Consider the following 18492-nt stretch of genomic DNA (forward strand, 5'->3'; position numbering starts at 1 on the left):
TCTCAGGTCCTCTCTTCGGACTGGCGAGAAAGAATGGCAGCAAACTCGGTACCAAAACCTTCCAGACGATCCTGGAAAAGATCCATGCTGTTGCTGATGACGTTATACGCCACATAAGCTGGAATAGCCGTTAACAGGCCAATAGCCGTTGCAAACAGGGCTTCGGAAATGCCAGGGGCCACAACGCTGAGGTTTGTATTGTGTTCAGCCGCAATGGAGCTGAAGGAATGCATAATTCCCCATACCGTGCCAAACAGGCCAACAAACGGCGCAACAGGTGCAACCGTTGCCAGAAAGATTACCCAGCGGCGCAGGCGGTCCATTTCACGCGTGATGGTAATACCAATAGCGCGGTCAACACGCTCCTTAACGCCACCACGCACCAGATCCACACCGGGAATACGGGCTGAGCGCCGCCATTCCCCCATAGCTGCGCCAAATACGGCAGACATTGGGTTGGTAGGCTTGGCGCCATCACTTTCATACAGATCATCAAGGCTACCACCAGACCAGAAGCGATCTTCAAACCCTGTGGCTTCACGATTGATGCGACGCAACGTGACAAACTTGTCCAAAATAATTGCCCATACCATCACGCTGCAAATCAGCAGCCCAAGCATGACAATTTTGACAACAAGCGAGGCGTGCATGAACAACGCCCATACTGACAAATCTCCCGCCGCATTTACGCCGAGATTTGCCGCATCAACCGCACGATCCAATAAAGCCTCCTGCCTCTGCACCCCTTACGGGCGATCTGTCTCCGACTCGGTCGAGACACATGCTTTGCCCGACGCCTCTGCTTCTTACTTGGTTCCTCAAAAAAGCAGAAGAGGCGCTTTCATCCCTTTGATGCCAATTTCTGCAACAAATCACGCCATAACGGCGGAAATCGGGCAGGACGGCCATCTGATACTTTCACGCAGGCCAGACCAACTTCAACCTGAGCGCATATATCATCACCACGCGTGCAAAGCTGATCCAGCCGGCAACTGGCCGCTCTCAAGTCAATCAAGCGGGTGGTAACTGTTACAATATCATCCAGTTTCAAGGGCATTTTGTAGGCAAGACGGGCATCACGCACTACAAAAACAAGCCCATATTCTTCCTGCAAACTGGATGCCGGCATACCCAAGCTCCGAATCGCTTCGGTGCGCGCACGTTCTGCAAACGCAAGATACCGTGCATGGTAAACAATGCCGCCCGCATCTGTATCTTCGTAATAGATTCTGAAATCTATGGAGTGGGTGGTCATTCTTCCCCCTCATCCTCGCCTGCAAGAAAATCCATTTGCTGGTTGCCCCCCGTAGCCGAAGCCGGAGGAGTAAGCCCCAGATGCCGCCAGCCGCGTTCACCAAGAACACGACCGCGGGTGGTACGCAGAACAAGACCTTCCTGGATCAGGTAAGGTTCAATGACATCTTCCAATGTATCGCGCGATTCGGCCAGAGCTGCCGCCAGCGTTTCCACCCCGACAGGGCCACCATGATGATATTCGGCAATCCGGCGCAGATAGCGCCTATCCATGGCATCCAGCCCAAGTGCATCAACCTCTAGCCGCTTGAGAGCCGCATCCGCCACTTCCGTTTCTACAGGCACCCCGACAGGCACGGTTACAGATGCAAAATCCCGCACTCGGCGCAACAACCGCCCGGCAATACGTGGCGTACCGCGTGAACGACGGGCAATTTCCATTGCACCACCTTGCGTAAGGGCAAAATCCAGCTTTTCTGCCCCTCGTGCCACAATTTTACACAGTTCTTCCGGCGTATAAAAAACCAGCCGAAGGGGAATACCAAACCTGTCCCGCAATGGCGTGGCCAAAAGGCCTGCGCGCGTGGTAGCTGCCACAAGCGTAAAGGGCGGCAGATCAATACGGACAGACCGCGCAGCCGGGCCCTCACCAATAATCAGATCAAGCTGGAAATCTTCCATCGCAGGATAGAGAATTTCCTCAATAGCGGGCTGAAGGCGATGGATTTCATCAATAAACAGCACATCGCGGGGCTGTAGGTTGGTAAGAATTGCTGCCAGATCACCCGCACGCTGGATAACGGGGCCAGATGTGGCCCGAAAACCCACCCCCAGTTCGCGCGCAACAATCTGAGCCAAGGTTGTTTTACCCAACCCCGGCGGCCCATGCAGCAGAACATGATCTAAGGCATCACCACGCTGTTTGGCGGCCTTGATAAAGATGGAAAGATTTTCCCGACTGGCCTTCTGGCCTGTAAAATCATGCAGAGTTTGCGGGCGAAGTGTGGATTCGCCAACATCTTCCTCCCGCCGTGCTGCATCAATTTCCCGATCAGGCGTAAACTCCGCACTCATCGGGCAAGATCTTTCAGGCTGTCACGAATCACCAGATCCAGTGTGGCGGCAGCCCCGTGCGTATCCATCACTTTCCGCACCACAGGCGCCGCTTCTGCCCGACGGAAACCCAAGCCTGCCAGCGCCATAAGGGCATCTGCTTCTATGCTACCCGCAGGGGTTGCCATGGCCGGAATAGTAATACCACCGCTCCCACCACCCGGCATTTTACCAGCTTTATCACGCAGTTCTGTCAGAATCCGCTCTGCCAACCTGCCCCCCACACCGGGTGCACGCGTAAGGCTGGCTTTATCGGATGTCATCAACGCGGCCACCAACTCTCCCGGTGAAAGGGTGGACAGGATGCCAAGAGCAACCTTTGCCCCCACCCCTTGTACACTTGTAAGCAACCGAAACCATTCACGCTCTGCGCTTTCCATAAAACCGTACAGAAGAATAGCATCTTCGCGCACAACGGTTTCTATCAGAAGCCGTGCTTTTTCTGGAGGATTGGGTAAGGCGGCCAAAGTGCGTGTAGATGCAGCAACAAGATAGCCAACACCGTTTACGTCTATAACGCAGCTCCCCAGATCAACTTGAATGACCAATCCGCATAAAAACGCAATCATGCCATTCTTACCCCGGCTGCAATATGACGTGCACTGGCACGATGATGCGCATGGCAGATAGCAACCGCCAGTGCATCCGAAGCATCTGCACGGACAATTTCTGCTCCGGGCAAAAGCCGCCGCACCATCATTTCTACCTGTTTTTTATCTGCTGATCCGGTACCAACAACCGATTTTTTAACAGAAAGTGCGCCGTATTCCGCCACACTTACCCCTACCAATGCGGGCACCAACAACGCCACACCACGCGCATAACCCAGCTTAAGGGTGGCCGAACCATTACGGTTTACATAAGTTTCTTCAACCGCTGCTTCTGCTGGTTCCAACCTGTTTATCAGCATCAGCAGGTTGTCATGCAGCACCTTTAAACGGTCTGGCACGCTATCGGCACTATTGGTTGCAATAATGCCATTTTCAACATGCCGGAGCCGATTGCCCTCGACATCAATCACGCCCCACCCTGTAAATCGCAGGCCGGGATCAATGCCGAGCAGACGTACCATTATACTCTAGGCCGAAAGTTTTTCGGCCAGATCATCCGGCAGGTCAAAATTGGCGTACACATTCTGTACGTCATCATGATCTTCAAGCGTATCCAGCAGCTTGAACAGGCTACGCGCTTTATCTTCATCCAGCGTTACAGTGTTTTCCGGGCGCCAATCTAGCTTGGCGCTTTCTGGCTCACCAAAGCGCGCTTCCAGCGCATCCTTCACCGCAAAGAAGGATTCTACTTCACACGTCACTTCATGCGATGTTTCTGTAGAAACAACATTTTCTGCGCCAGCCTCAATAGCTGCTTCCAACATTTCATCTTCAGAAGCTACAGACGCCGGATACGCAATCACGCCCAACCGGCGGAACATGAAGGAAACAGAATTGCTTTCCCCCATAGACCCGCCGTGTTTGGAGAAAGCAGCGCGCACATCAGATGCCGTACGATTGCGATTGTCGGTTAGACCTTCAACAATAATCGCCACACCGGCAGGGCCGTACCCTTCGTAGCGCACTTCCACATAGTCATCACTACCTGCGGCACCAGATGCCTTTTTAATGGCGCGTTCGATCGTGTCTTTAGGCATATTTACTTCACGCGCAGCTGAAATAGCTGCACGCAAGCGCGGGTTTGCTGCTGGATCAGGCAAGCCTGAACGCGTTGCCACCGTAAGTTCCCGAATAACCTTACCAAACTGCTTAGAGCGTTTTGCATCCTGCGCACCTTTACGGTGCATAATGTTCTTAAACTGGGAATGACCAGCCATCTTCCTTACCTTGTCGTCTGCAACAGTGTCGGGCGGGCTTTAGACAAGCCGCCCGTGACAATGCTTGTATTTCTGGCCCGAACCACATGGGCAGGGCGCGTTACGAGGTGTCTCACCCCAGCTTGAAGGATCATCCGGCATAATGGCGCTACCACCGATAGGCGTAGCCATTTCCGGCGATGCACCGGGTGAAAGACCAGGCCCCGGTTCCGAGGCGTATCCCTGCACTTCCGGATCAGCATGGATTTCTGCCGTATCGGCAAACGGATCAACAGCCGCTGGCGGAGGCGTTACTTCCACCCGCGCCATCAGCCCAACCACACGCTGGCGCATTTCTTCCAACATGAATGTAAATAGCTGGAAAGCTTCGTGCTTATATTCGTTCAGCGGATCTTTCTGGCCATAAGCACGCAAGCCAATGCCCTGCCGCAACTGATCCAGCGCATGCAGATGCTCTTTCCACACCGCATCATATGTTGTCAGCAATATCTGCTTTTCAATAAAGCGCATTAAGTCTGGGCCGATATTGGCGGCTCGGGCAGCTTGCGCCTGTGTGGCAGCTTGGCTGATACGGTCCGCCACAGCCTCGGCGTCCATGCCGTCTTCCTTGGCCCAAGCTGCTATCGGCAGATCCAGACCGAAGGTTTTTTGCACATCTTCCGTCAGCCCAGCTACATCCCATTGTTCCGCAAAGGATTTTTCTGGGATACGGCGCGCTACCATCGCATCAATAACATCTTCCTGCGCTTCTGTCACAATGGAAGAGACATCCTCAGTCGCCATAAACTCACGGCGCTGGGCATACACTTCCTTGCGCTGGTCATTCATCACGTCATCATATTTGAGCGTGTTCTTGCGCATATCGAAGTTGCGGGCTTCGACTTTTCTTTGTGCCCGCTCCAGCGCCTTGCTCAACCATGGATGAACAATGGCCTCGCCTTCCTTCATGCCCATTTTCTGGAACATTCCGCTCATGCGGTCTGAACCGAAAATACGCATCAGGTCATCCTGAAGCGAGATAAAGAATTTGGAATTACCGGGATCACCTTGGCGGCCAGCACGACCGCGTAGCTGGTTATCAATGCGCCGGCTTTCATGCCGTTCCGTGCCAACAACATACAGGCCACCAGCCTGCTGCACGATATCATGATCTCGCGCAACGCGATCACGGATTTCTTTTTCAGCCGCATCACGCTCTGGGGAATCTTCCATTTCTCCCAAGGTTTGGGAGATCAGCATTTCCACATTGCCGCCGAGCTTAATATCCGTGCCGCGGCCAGCCATGTTGGTGGCAATGGTAATGGCACCCGGCGCACCTGCCTGCGCCACAATCTTGGCTTCCATCTCATGGAAACGGGCGTTCAACACGTGATGTGGGATAGCTTCGCTCTTCAGCAAATCTGAGAGCGCTTCACTTTTTTCAATGGACGTGGTGCCGACCAAAATCGGCTGGCCACGTTCGTGCACATCCCGAATGAGTTTAACAACAGCAGCAAACTTTTCCTGCTCTGTCAGATAAATCTCGTCGTCTTCATCCTTACGCGCAACCGGACGGTTGGTGGGAATAGCCACCACATCCAGATTGTAGATTTCTGCAAACTCATCCGCCTCTGTCATGGCGGTGCCGGTCATGCCGGAAAGTTTAGGATAAAGGCGGAAATAGTTCTGGAAGGTAATGGAAGCCAGCGTCTGATTTTCCTGCTGAACCTCCACGTGTTCCTTGGCTTCCAGCGCCTGATGCAAGCCATCGGAATACCGGCGGCCTTCCATCATACGGCCAGTGAATTCGTCAATAATCACCACTTTACCATCACGCACGATGTAATCCACATCCCGCGAGAATAACGTATGCGCGCGCAAAGACTGCTGAACATGATGCACCACAGCTACGTGCTGCAAATCGTAAAGGCCGCCTTCATCCAGCACACCTGCCTGACGCAGCAGATTTTCCACATGGTCAGAACCTGCATCCGTCAGAATAACAGTGCGGAACTTTTCATCTTTTTCAAAGGTAGTGGGGTCCTGCACAAGCTGGGCGACCACGGCATCTACTGCGCGATATAGATCTGAACTGTCTTCCGCCGGCCCGGAAATAATCAGGGGGGTACGGGCTTCATCAATCAGAATAGAATCCACTTCGTCCACAATGGCGTGGTAGAAGGGGCGCTGCACCATTTCGCCCAACTGGTACTTCATATTATCACGTAGATAATCGAAGCCGAATTCGTTGTTTGTGCCGTAGGTAATATCAGACGCATAAGCTTGGCGGCGCGCATCATCGGGCATATTGGGCACAATCACGCCCGTTGTCAGGCCCAGAAAACTGTAAAGCCGCCCCATCTCTGCCGCGTCACGCGCGGCAAGATAGTCGTTCACAGTCACAACATGCACGCCCTTGCCCGCTAGCGCGCTGAGATACACAGCCAGCGTGGCCACCAGGGTTTTACCTTCCCCGGTGCGCATTTCTGCAATTCGGCCAGAATGAAGCACCATGCCGCCAATCAACTGCACGTCAAAATGCCGCATCCCCAACACCCTGCGCGAGGCCTCACGGCACACAGCAAAGGCTTCGGGCAGCAGATCATCCAGACTTTCGCCTTTGGCGATCCGATCTCGGAATTCCTGCGTTTTGCCGGAAAGGGCGGTATCATCCAGCGCCTGTACCTGTGGTTCAAGCGCGTTGATCTCCGGCACCCGGCGTTGAAATATCTTAAGCGTCCGGTCGTTGGCGGTGCCGAACAGGGCGCGGACAAAGCGTGAAAGCATGAACACCTTTCCGGAACAATGCGGCCCCTTACCCCTGCACTACCCCAAATGGTAATGCAGCAAGGGACACTGGCATGGCTGGCTTGCCGTGCAAAATAGGACCGGGGCGGGTTGCGGTCAACCAACCGTACCGGTGGAAGCAGGATTGAAACAGGGGTTGCCGGGTGGAAAGCCCTCCTTCATACAGGATAAATAGGTTTTAATGGCTTTAAAGGTTTTAATACACATGCGGCTTATTCCCCACGCGTTTGGCCTGGCAGCAGCAGCTCTTTTTGCTACCACCACCCTTTGCACGCCCTCCTTTGCAGCAGCCCCCGCTCCCGCAGCTTCGGCCGCACCTGCAAAGCCAGCAGACCCCAACGCTGTGGTAGCCACCGTGAATGGTGAAAAAATCACGCTGTCTGATGTGCAGACGGCCATGATCTCTTTGCCACCGCAGATGCGCCAGCTTCCCCCGAACCTTATTTTCCCCATGCTGGTCAACCAGTTAGCAGATCAGAAAGCCATTCTGATTACGGCGCAGAAAGAAGGGTTGGACAAAAAGCCTGAAACCCAGCAGATGATGGTGAATGCTTCCAACACCGCATTGCAGAATGCGTGGTTGTCTGAGCAGGTTATGCCACACCTGAATGATGATGCCATTAAGCAGTATTATGATCAGAATTACGCAGGCAAGCCAGCCGAAAAAGAAGTGCATGCCCGCCATATTCTGGTGAAAACCGAAGCAGAAGCTAATGATGTTATCAAGAAGCTGAAGGCTGGTGCAGATTTTGGTAAATTGGCCGCAGAAGTTTCTACCGACAAGGGCAGCGCCCAGCAAAACGGTGGTGATCTGGGCTGGTTCAAGAAAACAGACATGATCCCGGCCTTCTCTGATGCTGCATTCGCCATGAAAAAAGGTGAAATCAGCAGCACTCCGGTAAAAAGCCAGTATGGCTACCATGTCATTCAGGTGCTGGACACACGCACAGACCCGGTTCCCACACTGGATTCTGTACGGGACAAAATCCGTCAAGCTCTTATCCAGAAATATGTACGTGAAGCTGTGGATAAAGCCACCAATCAGGTTAAAATCGTGCGTTTTGACCCCAATACCGGCAAGCCGCTGGCTGATGCACCAGCACCGGCTACCGCACCCAAGAAATAAAACCATTAAACCGCAAACCTCGCCCTTAGATATGCAGGGCGAGGTTTTTGCACAGATACCCTTTAAGGATACCGCCAGATGGCGCAGACAATCCCCGTTTCCCCCCTGGCCCTGCCAATGCCGGAACTTGGTGTTGTGCGTGGGATTCGCCTTGGCGCTATTGCAGCTGGTATTCGTTATAAAGGCCGCACAGATCTGGTTCTGGCTGAAATGGCCCCCGGCACCACAGTTGCGGGCGTATTTACCAAATCCAAATGCCCCGGCGCACCTGTAGATTGGTGCCGTGCTATTCTGCCCAAAGGGGAGGCCCGCGCATTGGTTGTAAATGCCGGGAACGCCAACGTATTTACTGGCCAAGCCGGACGCAAAACATGTGAAGCCACAGCAGAAGCCGCAGCCAAACTGGCAGGCTGTTCTGCCAAAAATGTTTATTTAGCTTCTACCGGTGTTATTGGGGAAATTCTGCCTGCTGAGCGCATCACCTCTGCGCTTCCAGCACTGCATACCGCCCTTTCAGAAAACGGGTGGGAAGATGCCGCACGCGGGATCATGACCACGGATACCTTTCCCAAAGTGGCCGTGCGCAAGGCCACACTCAAAGGCACGGAAGTTATTATTCAGGGTATTGCCAAAGGCAGTGGCATGATCGCGCCAGACATGGCCACCATGCTTGCCTTTGTTGCAACCGATGCAAAGCTGCCTGCATCTGTGCTGCAAACCCTGCTGAGTGCAGGTATCCAAAAAACCTTCAATTGCATTACGGTGGACTCGGACACCTCAACGTCTGACATGGTGCTGCTGTTTGCAACCGGGGCCGCGCAGAATCCTGATATTGCCGCCACCACAGATGCTCTAACAAACCCAGAACTGGCTGATTTCCGCACCGCGTTGAACGCCGTTCTGCATGATCTCGCCCTGCTGGTTATTCGGGATGGTGAGGGCATTACCAAGCTGATGAGCATTCAGGTCAGCGGCGCTGTATCCGATCAATCTGCATGGCGTGTTGCCATGGCTATTGGCAATTCCCCACTGGTAAAAACCGCCGTAGCAGGGGAAGATGCCAACTGGGGCCGCATTGTGATGGCTGTTGGCAAATGTGGGGAACCCGCAGACCGCGATACGCTTTCTGTCTCTATTGGTGGTGTCTGCATTGCCCGTAATGGCACCGTTGTAGAGGAATATGACGAAACCCCCGTGGTGGCGCATATGAAAGGGCAGGAAATCGATATTGCAGTTGATCTTGGCCTTGGCACAGGCACCGCTCAGGCTTGGAGCTGCGATCTGACCCACGGCTATATTGATATCAACGGATCTTACCGCAGCTAAGCGCCACTATCTGCCCCAACTGTTTATTTACTTATCTTTCCTGCGGAGCAGGCTCTTATGTCCAATTCGGCACCGCCCCCCGGCTGGGGGGCTCCTTCTGGCGATTTTTATGGAATGCAGCCCGGCACGCCCGCTCCTATATGGATTTACGCTGGCTTCTGGTGGCGGGTATGGGCCTTTCTGATTGATGGCATTATTCTTGGGGCCATAGAAACCGTTCTGGGGTTTTTTGTTGCACCCAATGTCACTGTCAATTGGCAGGAACTGCCCCTTGATGGCTCTGGGCAAAGCATGAATGTGGTGGATGTTGCCTCCTTCGTGCAGCCTGAAAATATCTCCGTTCTTATTCCGCACATTCACACAGGGCCTTGGCCACTCGCCAGTCTGCTGCTCGCCCTTATTCCGGCAATCTATTACGTGTTATTTGAGGCATCTTCCCTCCGTGGCACACCCGGCAAACGGGTATGCCGGTTGGAAGTCGTCACACTTTCAGGCGGGCAGATCAGCTTGGCGCAGGCTATTCTGCGCTTTGTCATTAAGGCGTTTATTTCTTTCCCACTGCTGTATATCGGCGTCATTATGGTTGCGTTTACGCGGCGCAAGCAGGGGCTGCATGATCTTATAGCAGGCACATTGGTTATCCGGGCAGAAACACAGCAAGTTGCGCCCTTCCAACCACACCGGTAGTTTATCCACTCCCTTCTGAACAACTGCTATCAGCACGCATCATCTTGATACCGCCCAATTTGCCTCCTACCCTAGAGGCAGACTGGGCATGGCTGTTGCTTGCGTGCCCTTGGATATTTTTACCCGTTCAGCAAAGGATGCAGCGCCCCCATGGCGGCCAATAGTCCGGATCAGAGTCTATCCTTTTCACCCTCTCCGCCTCAGTCGCCTTCCTTGGCTGCATGGCTTTGTCGGCTTTTTTGCCTGTTTGCGTTGGGATTGGGGTTTCTTTTCCCTGTTACGCATGCGCGTGCGGATACGGCAGCAACTGTTCCTCAAACCACCGGTTTGACACAACAGGACGCGCAGCAGTTACTGAACGTTCTGAACGATCCGCAAAAGCGGGAAGATTTTTCTAAAACCCTTTCCCTTATGGCCAAGGGCTTACCTGCCGCCACACCTAAAGCGGCACCTGCCCCAGCGGCTGCCAAACCACAGGCAGATAACGCTGTTATAGACAGCGATGTCCATTCAGAATTGGATACTCTGCAAAGTTCGATCCATGGCTACCTGAACAATTTTACCAGTCTTTTTAAAGATTTGAGTATTGTTGGCCCATGGTTCAAAAACGAAATCCGCAACCCGGCCTCTCGGCAGACCCTGATTGATGCATTTAGCCGTGCCCTGCTGATTATTGGCCTTGCTCTGGTTCTGGAACGCGCCACCAGCATTGCAATGCGCAAACCGCTGAACTCTGTAACGCAACATGCAGAAAACCGAGAAAAGCGGCTAGAGGCCTCTGCCGAATCTGCTGCCGCAGCTGATAGTAGCGATGCCGCAGCAGCAAATGATGCGAATACCACCCAAACGCGTGAAAATGACCAGCGGCGCGGTACCGAAGTTTTACGCTATTTAGTTCGCGTACCGTATAATGCACTGCACTTCCTTATCAAACTTCTGCCTGTTGGGGTGTGCCTGCTTATTGGTTATTTGGGCGCAGAATTTTTAACCACCACAGCGCAAGCTCATACTGTTTCTCTCACCCTTATTAACACTTACGCCATTGCGCGTGGGCTATATCTGGTTGTGGAAACAACATTGGCGCCCCGCTCCTACGCTATCCGCCTTATTCCTGCATCGGATGAAACGGCACGCCTGCTCACACGCTGGTGGAACGTGCTGGTGGCTGCCCCTTCCATTGTGATCTGCCTATCTACCTTGGGGAGTGAGTTTGATCTCAGCCCTCGCGGTGTAGATGCCATGCAACGTGCTGTGGTGCTGATCCAGCATCTAATTATTGCAGCCTTTATCTGGCGGCTCCGCCATATTGTGGCACGGGCCCTGCAACCCTCCCCCAACATGCGTAAAAATGCCCTCTGGGCTTTTGCCGGCACGCTGGCGCATGTGTGGTGGGTGCCTGTGATGTTCCTAGACATGGCATTGTGGTTTGTCTGGGCTGCACATCTTAAAGGAGGCTATCAGTGGATCCTGCGCGGAACACTGTTGACCTTCCTCTGCCTGGTGCTTTCCCGCGTTATTGCCCTGTTGGCTTATGGTTTGCAGGATAAGCTATTCCGTATCAGCCCCACGTTGGAAGCCAGTTATCCGGGCATGCAAAAGCGCGCGGATTTCTATTACCCGTTCGTGCGCCGGATTATTACCATTGCCATTATTTTTATTACCGCCATCTGTCTGGCACAAAGCTGGAGCATTCCCAGCTTCCGCTTCTTCTTTAGTTCTGCGCTGGGTGAACGTCTGATTGGTGCCGCCATCTGCCTGCTTATCGGCATGACAGTTGCTGCTGTTGCATGGGAGGTCGTAAACGGCCTGCTGGAAAAACAGATTACCCGTTACACATCCAGCGCACAGGCTGCGCGCGCGGCACGCTTGCGCACTGTGCTGCCTATTATCCGTACCGTTTTGCTGGCCGTTATTATCATTTTTGTAACAGTCACCACGCTGTCTCAGATTGGTATTAACGTTACCCCCTTGCTCACAGGCGCCGGTATTTTGGGGGTTGGTCTTTCCTTTGGTTCACAGAGCCTGGTTAAAGACGTTATCACCGGCTTCTTCATGCTGGCAGAAGATGCCATTCAGGTAGGCGATTGGGTAACTACCGGCGGGATTGCTGGTATTGTTGAGCATCTTTCCATCCGTACATTGCGCGTTCGCTCTGTGGATGGTGACTTGCATATCATCCCCTTCTCATCCGTAACCTCCATTGCCAATACTGCCCGTGGGTTTAACCAGGTTATTGTGCATCAGACGGTGGATCTGACCGAAAGCAGCGAACGAGTTGCCAAGATCATGCAGGACACCGTTCAGGAAATGCGCAAGGAAGACGCTTACAAGAACATCATCTTGTCTGACTACGTTGATCTGGGTGTTGATAGTTCGGACGGAAACGGCGCTGTGCTGGTTGGCTCCATCAAAACCGCACCTATGATGAAGTGGAAAGTGCAGCGCGAATTTTACCGCCGCATTGCAAACCGCATGGCTGCTCAGGGCGTAAAATTCTATACCCCAACATCCTACTCCACCACGCCGCCTGGCACCCCGGTCCATTTGGCAATGGATACAATGCCGCCAGAACTGCTTGAAAAAATTAACCAACGGGCCGCTCAGGTGCAGGAAGAAGCCAAATCTTCTGCTCCAGAAGCACCGCCTGCAGCAAAAGAACCACCACATGCCTGAAACAGGGTTGAACCTTTCAGGGGGGACAGCCCCTCTTGATTGTATTGAAAAACCGCTGGCGCAGGAGGGCTTCGCCTTCCTGCAAGCAGCAAGTATGCGCCCCATCCTGCAAGGTTTTGGGTTAACTGATTGGGACCAGTTTGCCGCAAGCTGGAATGATCTGGGGTGTGACCGGTATATGGCGGATGGCGGGCGCTATCGCCGCCGCCGCTATGCCACGTTCTCACTTTCTGATCAGGAAATTCTGCGTAAACCACATCAACCCCATTACCAGAGCCGTGATTACAATACGCTGAATGGGGGGATTGAACGTTGGTTTCAACCGGTATTACCAGAAATTGGTAAGAACCCGGCTTTACTGTCCATTCTAAAACTTATGCACCAGCTGGCCGTGGATATGACGCCAGCCAAACAGCGCCCTCCGGCATGGCATGCAGAAATTCATCAGTTCCGAATTGAAGCCAGTAAAAATGCTGCCGGGCAACCCACGCCGGAAGGTTTGCACCGAGATGGCGTGGACTGGGTATGTGTTGTGATGATCCGCAGAGAAAATATTGCTCGCGGAGAAACATCCATTCACGATCTCAACCGCCAACGCGTGGGGGGCTTTACGCTCACCAACCCGCTGGATACAGCTTTTGTAAATGATAGCCGTGTGTATCATGGGGTTACCCCCGTACAGGCCGTAAACCCTGCCTTACCGGCTTATCGTGATGTGCTTGTTGTGACGCTTCGCCACGAGTAAAATAAAAAAGCCGGGGAACCGGCCTTTTTGTTAATACCCTGCGTAATAAATAGCGTGCAGGCCCAAAGCCAGACAAGAAAATACAAAAAACATGGCACCAGCCATCTGGCAGCATTCTTTAAAAGAAATGGTATTGTAAGCAGAAACTGCAGAAGCAGAAGAAACCACACTATTTTGCTGTTCTGCTTCGCTCATACCTGTGTCCTTTTCGTTTTATGCAATGCTGATTTGTTCATAGCACTTATCTGGCTACGATTGTCTCTTTCGTCAAGGGCCATAGGGTTGCCCCATTCCCTAAAATGGGGTGGACGCCACCCCTGCCGGGGGTTCACATAAGAAGAAATTCATTTGGAGTTTCAGACTTGAAACAGATTGCTTCGGCCCTTCTTGCCACCAGCCTCCTTGCCTCCCCCGTGTTTGCCCAAACCCCAGAGAAACCGGCTACAACAGAAAAAGCTGCACCAGCCCAGCCTTATTCCATTGCAAGTTTTATGGGTAAGTGGGCCGTCACAATGGTTATGGAACCCATTACCATTATGGGTAACCGCGCTGTTGGCCCCGCAGCACGCTTAGTGGTTGTTGTACCGGACAACATTAGCAAAGTTGTAAAGCAAAACCACTTTGCCCTGGCGCGTAAATCCAATGAGGTATGGGAAGGACAGCAAGAAGACGTAACCGCTACGCTGACACGTCTTTCAGAAAATACAGCTCAATTGGTTCTGGTTCAAAAAGATGGGCATAAAATGGAGATCCCACTTTACCGCGATGACGGCTGATATCTGAGTTTCCGCCACTTTCCCCGCCCAAAATATAATGGGCAGGGAAAGATTTATCGGCCTGAATTACTTTTCTTCTGCAGGATTCCAATTTTTCAGGAACTCCTGCAAATCGGCATCTGGCTTGCCAATTTTCACTTGTAACGTCACATACAGATTACCTGCTGGGCGGGCCCCGTGCGCCTGCACGCCTTTGCCACGAAGCCGCAATACGGTGCCCGTATCTGAACCTGCAGGCACATTCATCTTCACCGTGCCTGTTGGGGTTGGCACCATGATAGCCCCACCCAGCACAGCGGTTTTAAGATCTACATCCAGATTTTCCCGCAGATCATTCCCTTCCCGCGTATATGTGGGATCAGACATCACGGTAACGGTAATAAGCGCATCTCCGTCTGGGCCACCTTGCACACCGGGGGCACCTTTACCACGCAGACGCAACACTTTGCCGTCTTCTATCCCCGGAGGGATTGTCACATTCAGCGTGCTGCCTTCTGGCAAGGTAATACGAGATTTACCGCCGTTTACAGCGTCTAGAAAACTGACCTTAAGCGTATAGGATCGATCTTCCCCTTTACGTGGGCCAGAACGCCGCGCCCGGCCACCCCCACCAAACATGCCTCCAAACAGATCGCTCAGATCTTCTTCTGTAAAGCCGCTTGCACCACCGGGGCCGCCACTATAGCGGAAGCCACCCGCACCCCCGCCAAAATCGTTAAACCCGCCGCCTCCGCCGCCAAAACCGGGGTGCCGTTCCTGCCCGGCAGCATCAATTTCACCGCGATCAAAACGTGCGCGCTTTTCTGGATCAGACAGTAGATCATTAGCCTGATTAACGGCCTTGAATTGTTCTTCGGCCTTTTTATCATCAGGGTTCAGGTCGGGATGGTATTTTTTGGCTAATTTACGATAGGCCTTGCGCACATCATCTTGGCTGGCACTTTTAGAAATACCTAGCACGTCATACGGATCACGCACGCTCATGCGGCACCTCCCTGCTGAGCAGGGCGGGAATCGGAAAAATTATCCGTATCCAGCAAACTCATAAGCAGAGCAATCACAACATCACGGGAATACCCGGCCTGTTCTGCCTCTTTCACAAAAGCTTCCAGACGGGGTTTAAGATATGCCTCCGCCGTTAAATTGTTCATAAATCACTTTCTCCATATCCCTGAAGGCCGCATAAAAGAGCATGCGCGTGCCCACAGTTTTTTCATGACATTACTTATAATAATGGGAACGCTCAAAGGCACGGTCAATGGATGCCCGGCACCATATGAATAGCTGATACCCATATATCCCGCAGCCGCTAAAAGTAAGGCGTGGCATCTGGCGCTCATACTCTTTATAAAGCCCAGAATGTAAGATAACGGCATAAACACACTTTGCTAACGTTTATGCCGCAAACCAGAATGATGGAGAAACCGGCTATGGCTGACAAACCGCGCTTTTTTGATGATCTTGCCGGCGTGGCCGGTGGAGCTTTTTCCGCCCTTACAGGTGTGCGCGAAGAAATTAACGCTATTGTTCGCAGCCGTGTAGATGAAGTGTTGACTGGCCTACAGGTTGTGCGCCGTGAAGAATTTGAAGTGATGCGTGACCTAGCCGCCCAGGCGCGGATTGGCCAGGAAGAGGCCGAACGCCGCTTGGCTGCGTTGGAAGAACGCGTAACGGCTCTGGAACACAAGCTGGCCCATAACAACAACGATCATGGGCACCAGCACCACGGCTGAAGCCGCACTTCCCCTTAAATATTCTTTTCTGCCTTCCCGCAGGCACGGAGCACCCCCATGCCAGCATTGACCTCTGAAGCATCCTCCATGCTCACCAACCCGCTTGATCTCATGGAACAGGTAATCGGTGGGCATGGCTGGACATTTGAACGCTGTACCCCAACGGAAATGGCAGCAGAAGCCCCTTCCCGCTGGTGTGATTACGGGCTGTTTTTTTCATGGTCAGCCGAACTGGGCGCTATTCTGTTTACCTGTGCGTTTGATCTTAAGGCAGCCCCCACACAGCACCCCGATCTGTACGAACTGATCGGGCTGGCGAATGAGCAGATATGGGTTGGCCATTTCAGCCTGGATACAGAAGACGGCGTTCTGCTCTTTCGCCATGCTCTGCTGTTGCGCGGTACACCATCCGTTACCGATGTATTCGAAGATATGATCGACATTGCATTGGCTGAATGCGAACGTTTTTACCCTGCTTTTCGTTTTTTTCTGCACGCAGGGTTGGATGCCAAAACGGCACTCGCAACAGCCATGATTGATTGTCAGGGAGAAGCATAATGACAAACACCCCCCTCCTGCCCTCCATCCTTCTCGTCGGTTGCGGTAAAATGGGTGGTGCCATGTTGGAAGGCTGGCTAGCGCATGGGTTAGCCCCTTCTGTAGTTATAGACCGGCACCTGGCGGAGCTTCCTGCTCCCCACCGTGTTGTACGCTCTCTAGAGGCCATTCCGGCAGATTTTGCGCCAGATATTATTCTGGTTGCCGTCAAACCCCAAAAAGCCAATGGCGTTCTGGCAGAACTGGCCCAACACTTCCCTAACGCCACACTGCTTTCCGTTATGGCTGGCCGCACCATTGCCAGCCTACTGGCAGCTTATCGGGAAGGGAACGCTGCGGCCTCTCCTATTATTATCAGAAGCATGCCCAACACTCCCTCGGCTCTAGGTGCAGGCATGAGCGGGCTTTATGCACCGCCCGAAGCCTCCGCAGAGCAGAAAAAGCAGTGTGATCAACTCCTCAGCGCTGTGGGTAAAACCGTATGGGTGGATCAGGAAGGGTTAATTGATTCCGTAGCCGCTATTTCTGGCAGCGGACCTGCTTATGTTTTCCTTCTAGCTGAACTGCTAGAACAGGCTGGCATAGAACAAGGGTTGGACGCACCAACCGCCCGTGCGCTGGCGCGCGGCACCATTTATGGTGCGGGGCAGATGTTGCATCAGCTTCCCACAGATGCCGCAGAGTTACGCCGGAACGTTACAAGCCCCGGTGGCACCACAGAAGCCGCATTGAAAGTTCTGATGGCCTCCGATGCATGGCCACAGGCTGTTTCAACCGCCATTGCTGCTGCTGTTAAGCGCGCCAAGGAACTTGCATCCTGATTTTTGCCTTTATGCCCATTGATTATATTTTCTCTTTCTTCTCGCGCAGGTTTTTAAATGGACAATGATGATTTTGATGCAGCGCTGGTTTCATCAGCTCTAACACTTTCTGCAGAACGTGGTTGGTCGCACATTTCTGTATTGGATGCCGCGCGTGATGCAGACCTTTCCCTGCGTGAGGCACGGCAGCGCTTTCCGCTTAAGGCTTCCATCTTGCTTCGTCTTGGGCGCATGGCGGATGATGTCGCGTTGGCTGATGACACAGTAAGTGGCAACACGCGTGAACGCCTGTTTGACCTGTTGATGCGCCGGCTGGATGTATTCCAGCAATACCGTGAAGGCCTCAGTTCTGTGCTGCGCAGCCTGCCGATGGACCCGCCCTTAGCTATCATTCTAGGTGGTGCCACGCTTGAAAGCATGCGCTGGATGGCAGATGCCGCAGGCATTAGCGCCAACGGGCTAGGCGGATTTGTACGCGTGAACATGATTGTGGGCATATGGACCCACACTTTGCGTGCATGGGAAAAAGATGACAGCCCCGATATGGGCAGCACCATGGCGGCTCTGGATCTGGCGTTAGACAAAGCTGGCCGTTTTGGCCTCTTTCCCGCAGGTGATGAAGCGGCCTCTCTGGATGACGGATTGCCAGATCTGGAGGCTCTTCCGGATGCAGATTCTAGCTTTGCAGAAGGCAATTAATCTTTCTTCTGACAAAGATCTGAAAAACAGACTTTACGAAAGCTGTCAGTTTGCCTTAAAAGAGCGGCACTGGCAGCTTAATGCTGATGGGGCGTAGCCAAGCGGTAAGGCAGCGGATTTTGATTCCGCCATGCGGAGGTTCGAATCCTCCCGCCCCAGCCAGAACCTAATCTCTTTAAAAAATATTCGTGTTTTTATTTTCATAAAAATTAAATGAATATATTCACCCGCAATGTATTGTTGAAATTTGTATTTTCTAGAAATGAGTATAAATAAATTCTATATTTATTTATACGATCTTAACATTTAACACACTTTCAGAATACTTTATCATGAAATGTAAAACTATTCTGAATAAGTTTTCTG

Annotated in this window: 20 protein-coding genes and 1 tRNA gene; 11 read left to right on the plus strand and 10 right to left on the minus strand. The window is 52.7% G+C overall.

What is annotated here, in order from left to right:
• Positions 1–2: 2 nt before the first annotated feature.
• From tolQ to secA, 7 genes are all read right to left on the minus strand, one after another.
• Positions 3–743 (minus strand): protein TolQ, encoded by a 741-nt coding sequence (tolQ, locus tag FKW31_RS03375; RefSeq protein ID WP_006115644.1) that lies wholly within the window; start codon positions 741–743, stop codon positions 3–5.
• Positions 744–841: 98 nt separating this feature from the next.
• Positions 842–1255 (minus strand): tol-pal system-associated acyl-CoA thioesterase, encoded by a 414-nt coding sequence (ybgC, locus tag FKW31_RS03380; protein ID WP_006115645.1) that lies wholly within the window; start codon positions 1253–1255, stop codon positions 842–844.
• Positions 1252–2328, minus strand: a complete 1077-nt coding sequence (gene ruvB, locus FKW31_RS03385; RefSeq protein WP_006115646.1) for a Holliday junction branch migration DNA helicase RuvB — start codon at positions 2326–2328, stop codon at positions 1252–1254. Before ruvB ends, ybgC begins: the two co-directional genes overlap by 4 nt.
• A complete protein-coding gene (ruvA, locus tag FKW31_RS03390; protein WP_063354778.1) occupies positions 2325–2936 on the minus strand; it encodes a Holliday junction branch migration protein RuvA in 612 nt (203 codons plus the stop codon). The genes ruvB and ruvA overlap by 4 nt, the downstream gene beginning before the upstream one ends.
• Positions 2933–3439 (minus strand): crossover junction endodeoxyribonuclease RuvC, encoded by a 507-nt coding sequence (ruvC, locus tag FKW31_RS03395; RefSeq protein ID WP_006115648.1) that lies wholly within the window; start codon positions 3437–3439, stop codon positions 2933–2935. The genes ruvA and ruvC overlap by 4 nt, the downstream gene beginning before the upstream one ends.
• A gap of 6 nt (positions 3440–3445) precedes the next feature.
• Positions 3446–4195, minus strand: a complete 750-nt coding sequence (locus FKW31_RS03400; RefSeq protein ID WP_006115649.1) for a YebC/PmpR family DNA-binding transcriptional regulator — start codon at positions 4193–4195, stop codon at positions 3446–3448.
• Positions 4196–4234: 39 nt separating this feature from the next.
• The gene (secA, locus tag FKW31_RS03405) at positions 4235–6961 is read right to left on the minus strand and encodes a preprotein translocase subunit SecA (protein WP_035353030.1); all 2727 of its coding nucleotides are present in this window, start codon (positions 6959–6961) and stop codon (positions 4235–4237) included.
• Positions 6962–7187: 226 nt separating this feature from the next.
• Here secA and FKW31_RS03410 point away from each other — a divergent pair, with 226 nt between their 5' ends.
• From FKW31_RS03410 to FKW31_RS03430, 5 genes are all read left to right on the plus strand, one after another.
• Complete coding sequence (locus tag FKW31_RS03410) at positions 7188–8108, plus strand: peptidylprolyl isomerase (protein ID WP_150177706.1); 921 nt, start codon at positions 7188–7190, stop codon at positions 8106–8108.
• A gap of 78 nt (positions 8109–8186) precedes the next feature.
• Positions 8187–9434 (plus strand): bifunctional glutamate N-acetyltransferase/amino-acid acetyltransferase ArgJ, encoded by a 1248-nt coding sequence (gene argJ, locus FKW31_RS03415; protein WP_150177708.1) that lies wholly within the window; start codon positions 8187–8189, stop codon positions 9432–9434.
• A gap of 57 nt (positions 9435–9491) precedes the next feature.
• Entirely contained in the window at positions 9492–10121 is a 630-nt protein-coding gene (locus FKW31_RS03420; protein WP_150177710.1) for an RDD family protein, read from the plus strand.
• Positions 10122–10271: 150 nt separating this feature from the next.
• Positions 10272–12794 carry a mechanosensitive ion channel family protein gene (locus tag FKW31_RS03425; RefSeq protein ID WP_238332732.1) on the plus strand — a complete coding sequence of 841 codons (2523 nt, stop codon included), beginning with the start codon at positions 10272–10274 and terminating at the stop codon, positions 12792–12794.
• On the plus strand, positions 12787–13539 hold the full coding sequence (locus FKW31_RS03430; RefSeq protein ID WP_150177712.1) for a 2OG-Fe dioxygenase family protein: 753 nt from the start codon (positions 12787–12789) through the stop codon (positions 13537–13539). Before FKW31_RS03425 ends, FKW31_RS03430 begins: the two co-directional genes overlap by 8 nt.
• 30 nt (positions 13540–13569) lie before the next feature.
• Here FKW31_RS03430 and FKW31_RS15975 read toward each other — a convergent pair whose 3' ends face one another.
• Positions 13570–13734 carry a hypothetical protein gene (locus tag FKW31_RS15975; protein ID WP_006115656.1) on the minus strand — a complete coding sequence of 55 codons (165 nt, stop codon included), beginning with the start codon at positions 13732–13734 and terminating at the stop codon, positions 13570–13572.
• A gap of 167 nt (positions 13735–13901) precedes the next feature.
• Here FKW31_RS15975 and FKW31_RS03435 point away from each other — a divergent pair, with 167 nt between their 5' ends.
• Positions 13902–14315 carry a hypothetical protein gene (locus FKW31_RS03435; protein ID WP_035353019.1) on the plus strand — a complete coding sequence of 138 codons (414 nt, stop codon included), beginning with the start codon at positions 13902–13904 and terminating at the stop codon, positions 14313–14315.
• A 66-nt stretch (positions 14316–14381) separates the two neighbouring features.
• Here the strand turns inward: FKW31_RS03435 and FKW31_RS03440 are convergent, their stop codons facing one another.
• Both FKW31_RS03440 and FKW31_RS15980 read right to left on the minus strand, forming a co-directional pair.
• Positions 14382–15299, minus strand: a complete 918-nt coding sequence (locus FKW31_RS03440; RefSeq protein WP_150177714.1) for a DnaJ C-terminal domain-containing protein — start codon at positions 15297–15299, stop codon at positions 14382–14384.
• Entirely contained in the window at positions 15296–15466 is a 171-nt protein-coding gene (locus FKW31_RS15980) for a hypothetical protein (RefSeq protein WP_162853384.1), read from the minus strand. Before FKW31_RS15980 ends, FKW31_RS03440 begins: the two co-directional genes overlap by 4 nt.
• 279 nt (positions 15467–15745) lie before the next feature.
• Between FKW31_RS15980 and FKW31_RS03445 the strand changes: the two genes are divergently transcribed.
• The 5 genes from FKW31_RS03445 to FKW31_RS03465 all read left to right on the plus strand — a co-directional run bounded on the left by FKW31_RS03445 (position 15746) and on the right by FKW31_RS03465 (position 18288).
• A complete protein-coding gene (locus FKW31_RS03445) occupies positions 15746–16048 on the plus strand; it encodes an accessory factor UbiK family protein (RefSeq protein ID WP_035353127.1) in 303 nt (100 codons plus the stop codon).
• A gap of 57 nt (positions 16049–16105) precedes the next feature.
• Positions 16106–16606 (plus strand): YbjN domain-containing protein, encoded by a 501-nt coding sequence (locus tag FKW31_RS03450; protein ID WP_035353015.1) that lies wholly within the window; start codon positions 16106–16108, stop codon positions 16604–16606.
• A complete protein-coding gene (gene proC, locus FKW31_RS03455; RefSeq protein ID WP_035353012.1) occupies positions 16606–17427 on the plus strand; it encodes a pyrroline-5-carboxylate reductase in 822 nt (273 codons plus the stop codon). Before FKW31_RS03450 ends, proC begins: the two co-directional genes overlap by 1 nt.
• 57 nt (positions 17428–17484) lie before the next feature.
• Entirely contained in the window at positions 17485–18126 is a 642-nt protein-coding gene (locus FKW31_RS03460) for a TetR family transcriptional regulator (RefSeq protein WP_150177716.1), read from the plus strand.
• Positions 18127–18213: 87 nt separating this feature from the next.
• A tRNA-Gln gene (locus FKW31_RS03465) sits at positions 18214–18288 on the plus strand.
• The last annotated feature ends 204 nt before the right edge of the window (positions 18289–18492 follow it).

This window comes from Acetobacter sp. DmW_136 (genome assembly GCF_008690365.1).
Taxonomy (GTDB): Bacteria; Pseudomonadota; Alphaproteobacteria; order Acetobacterales; family Acetobacteraceae; genus Acetobacter; species Acetobacter oryzifermentans.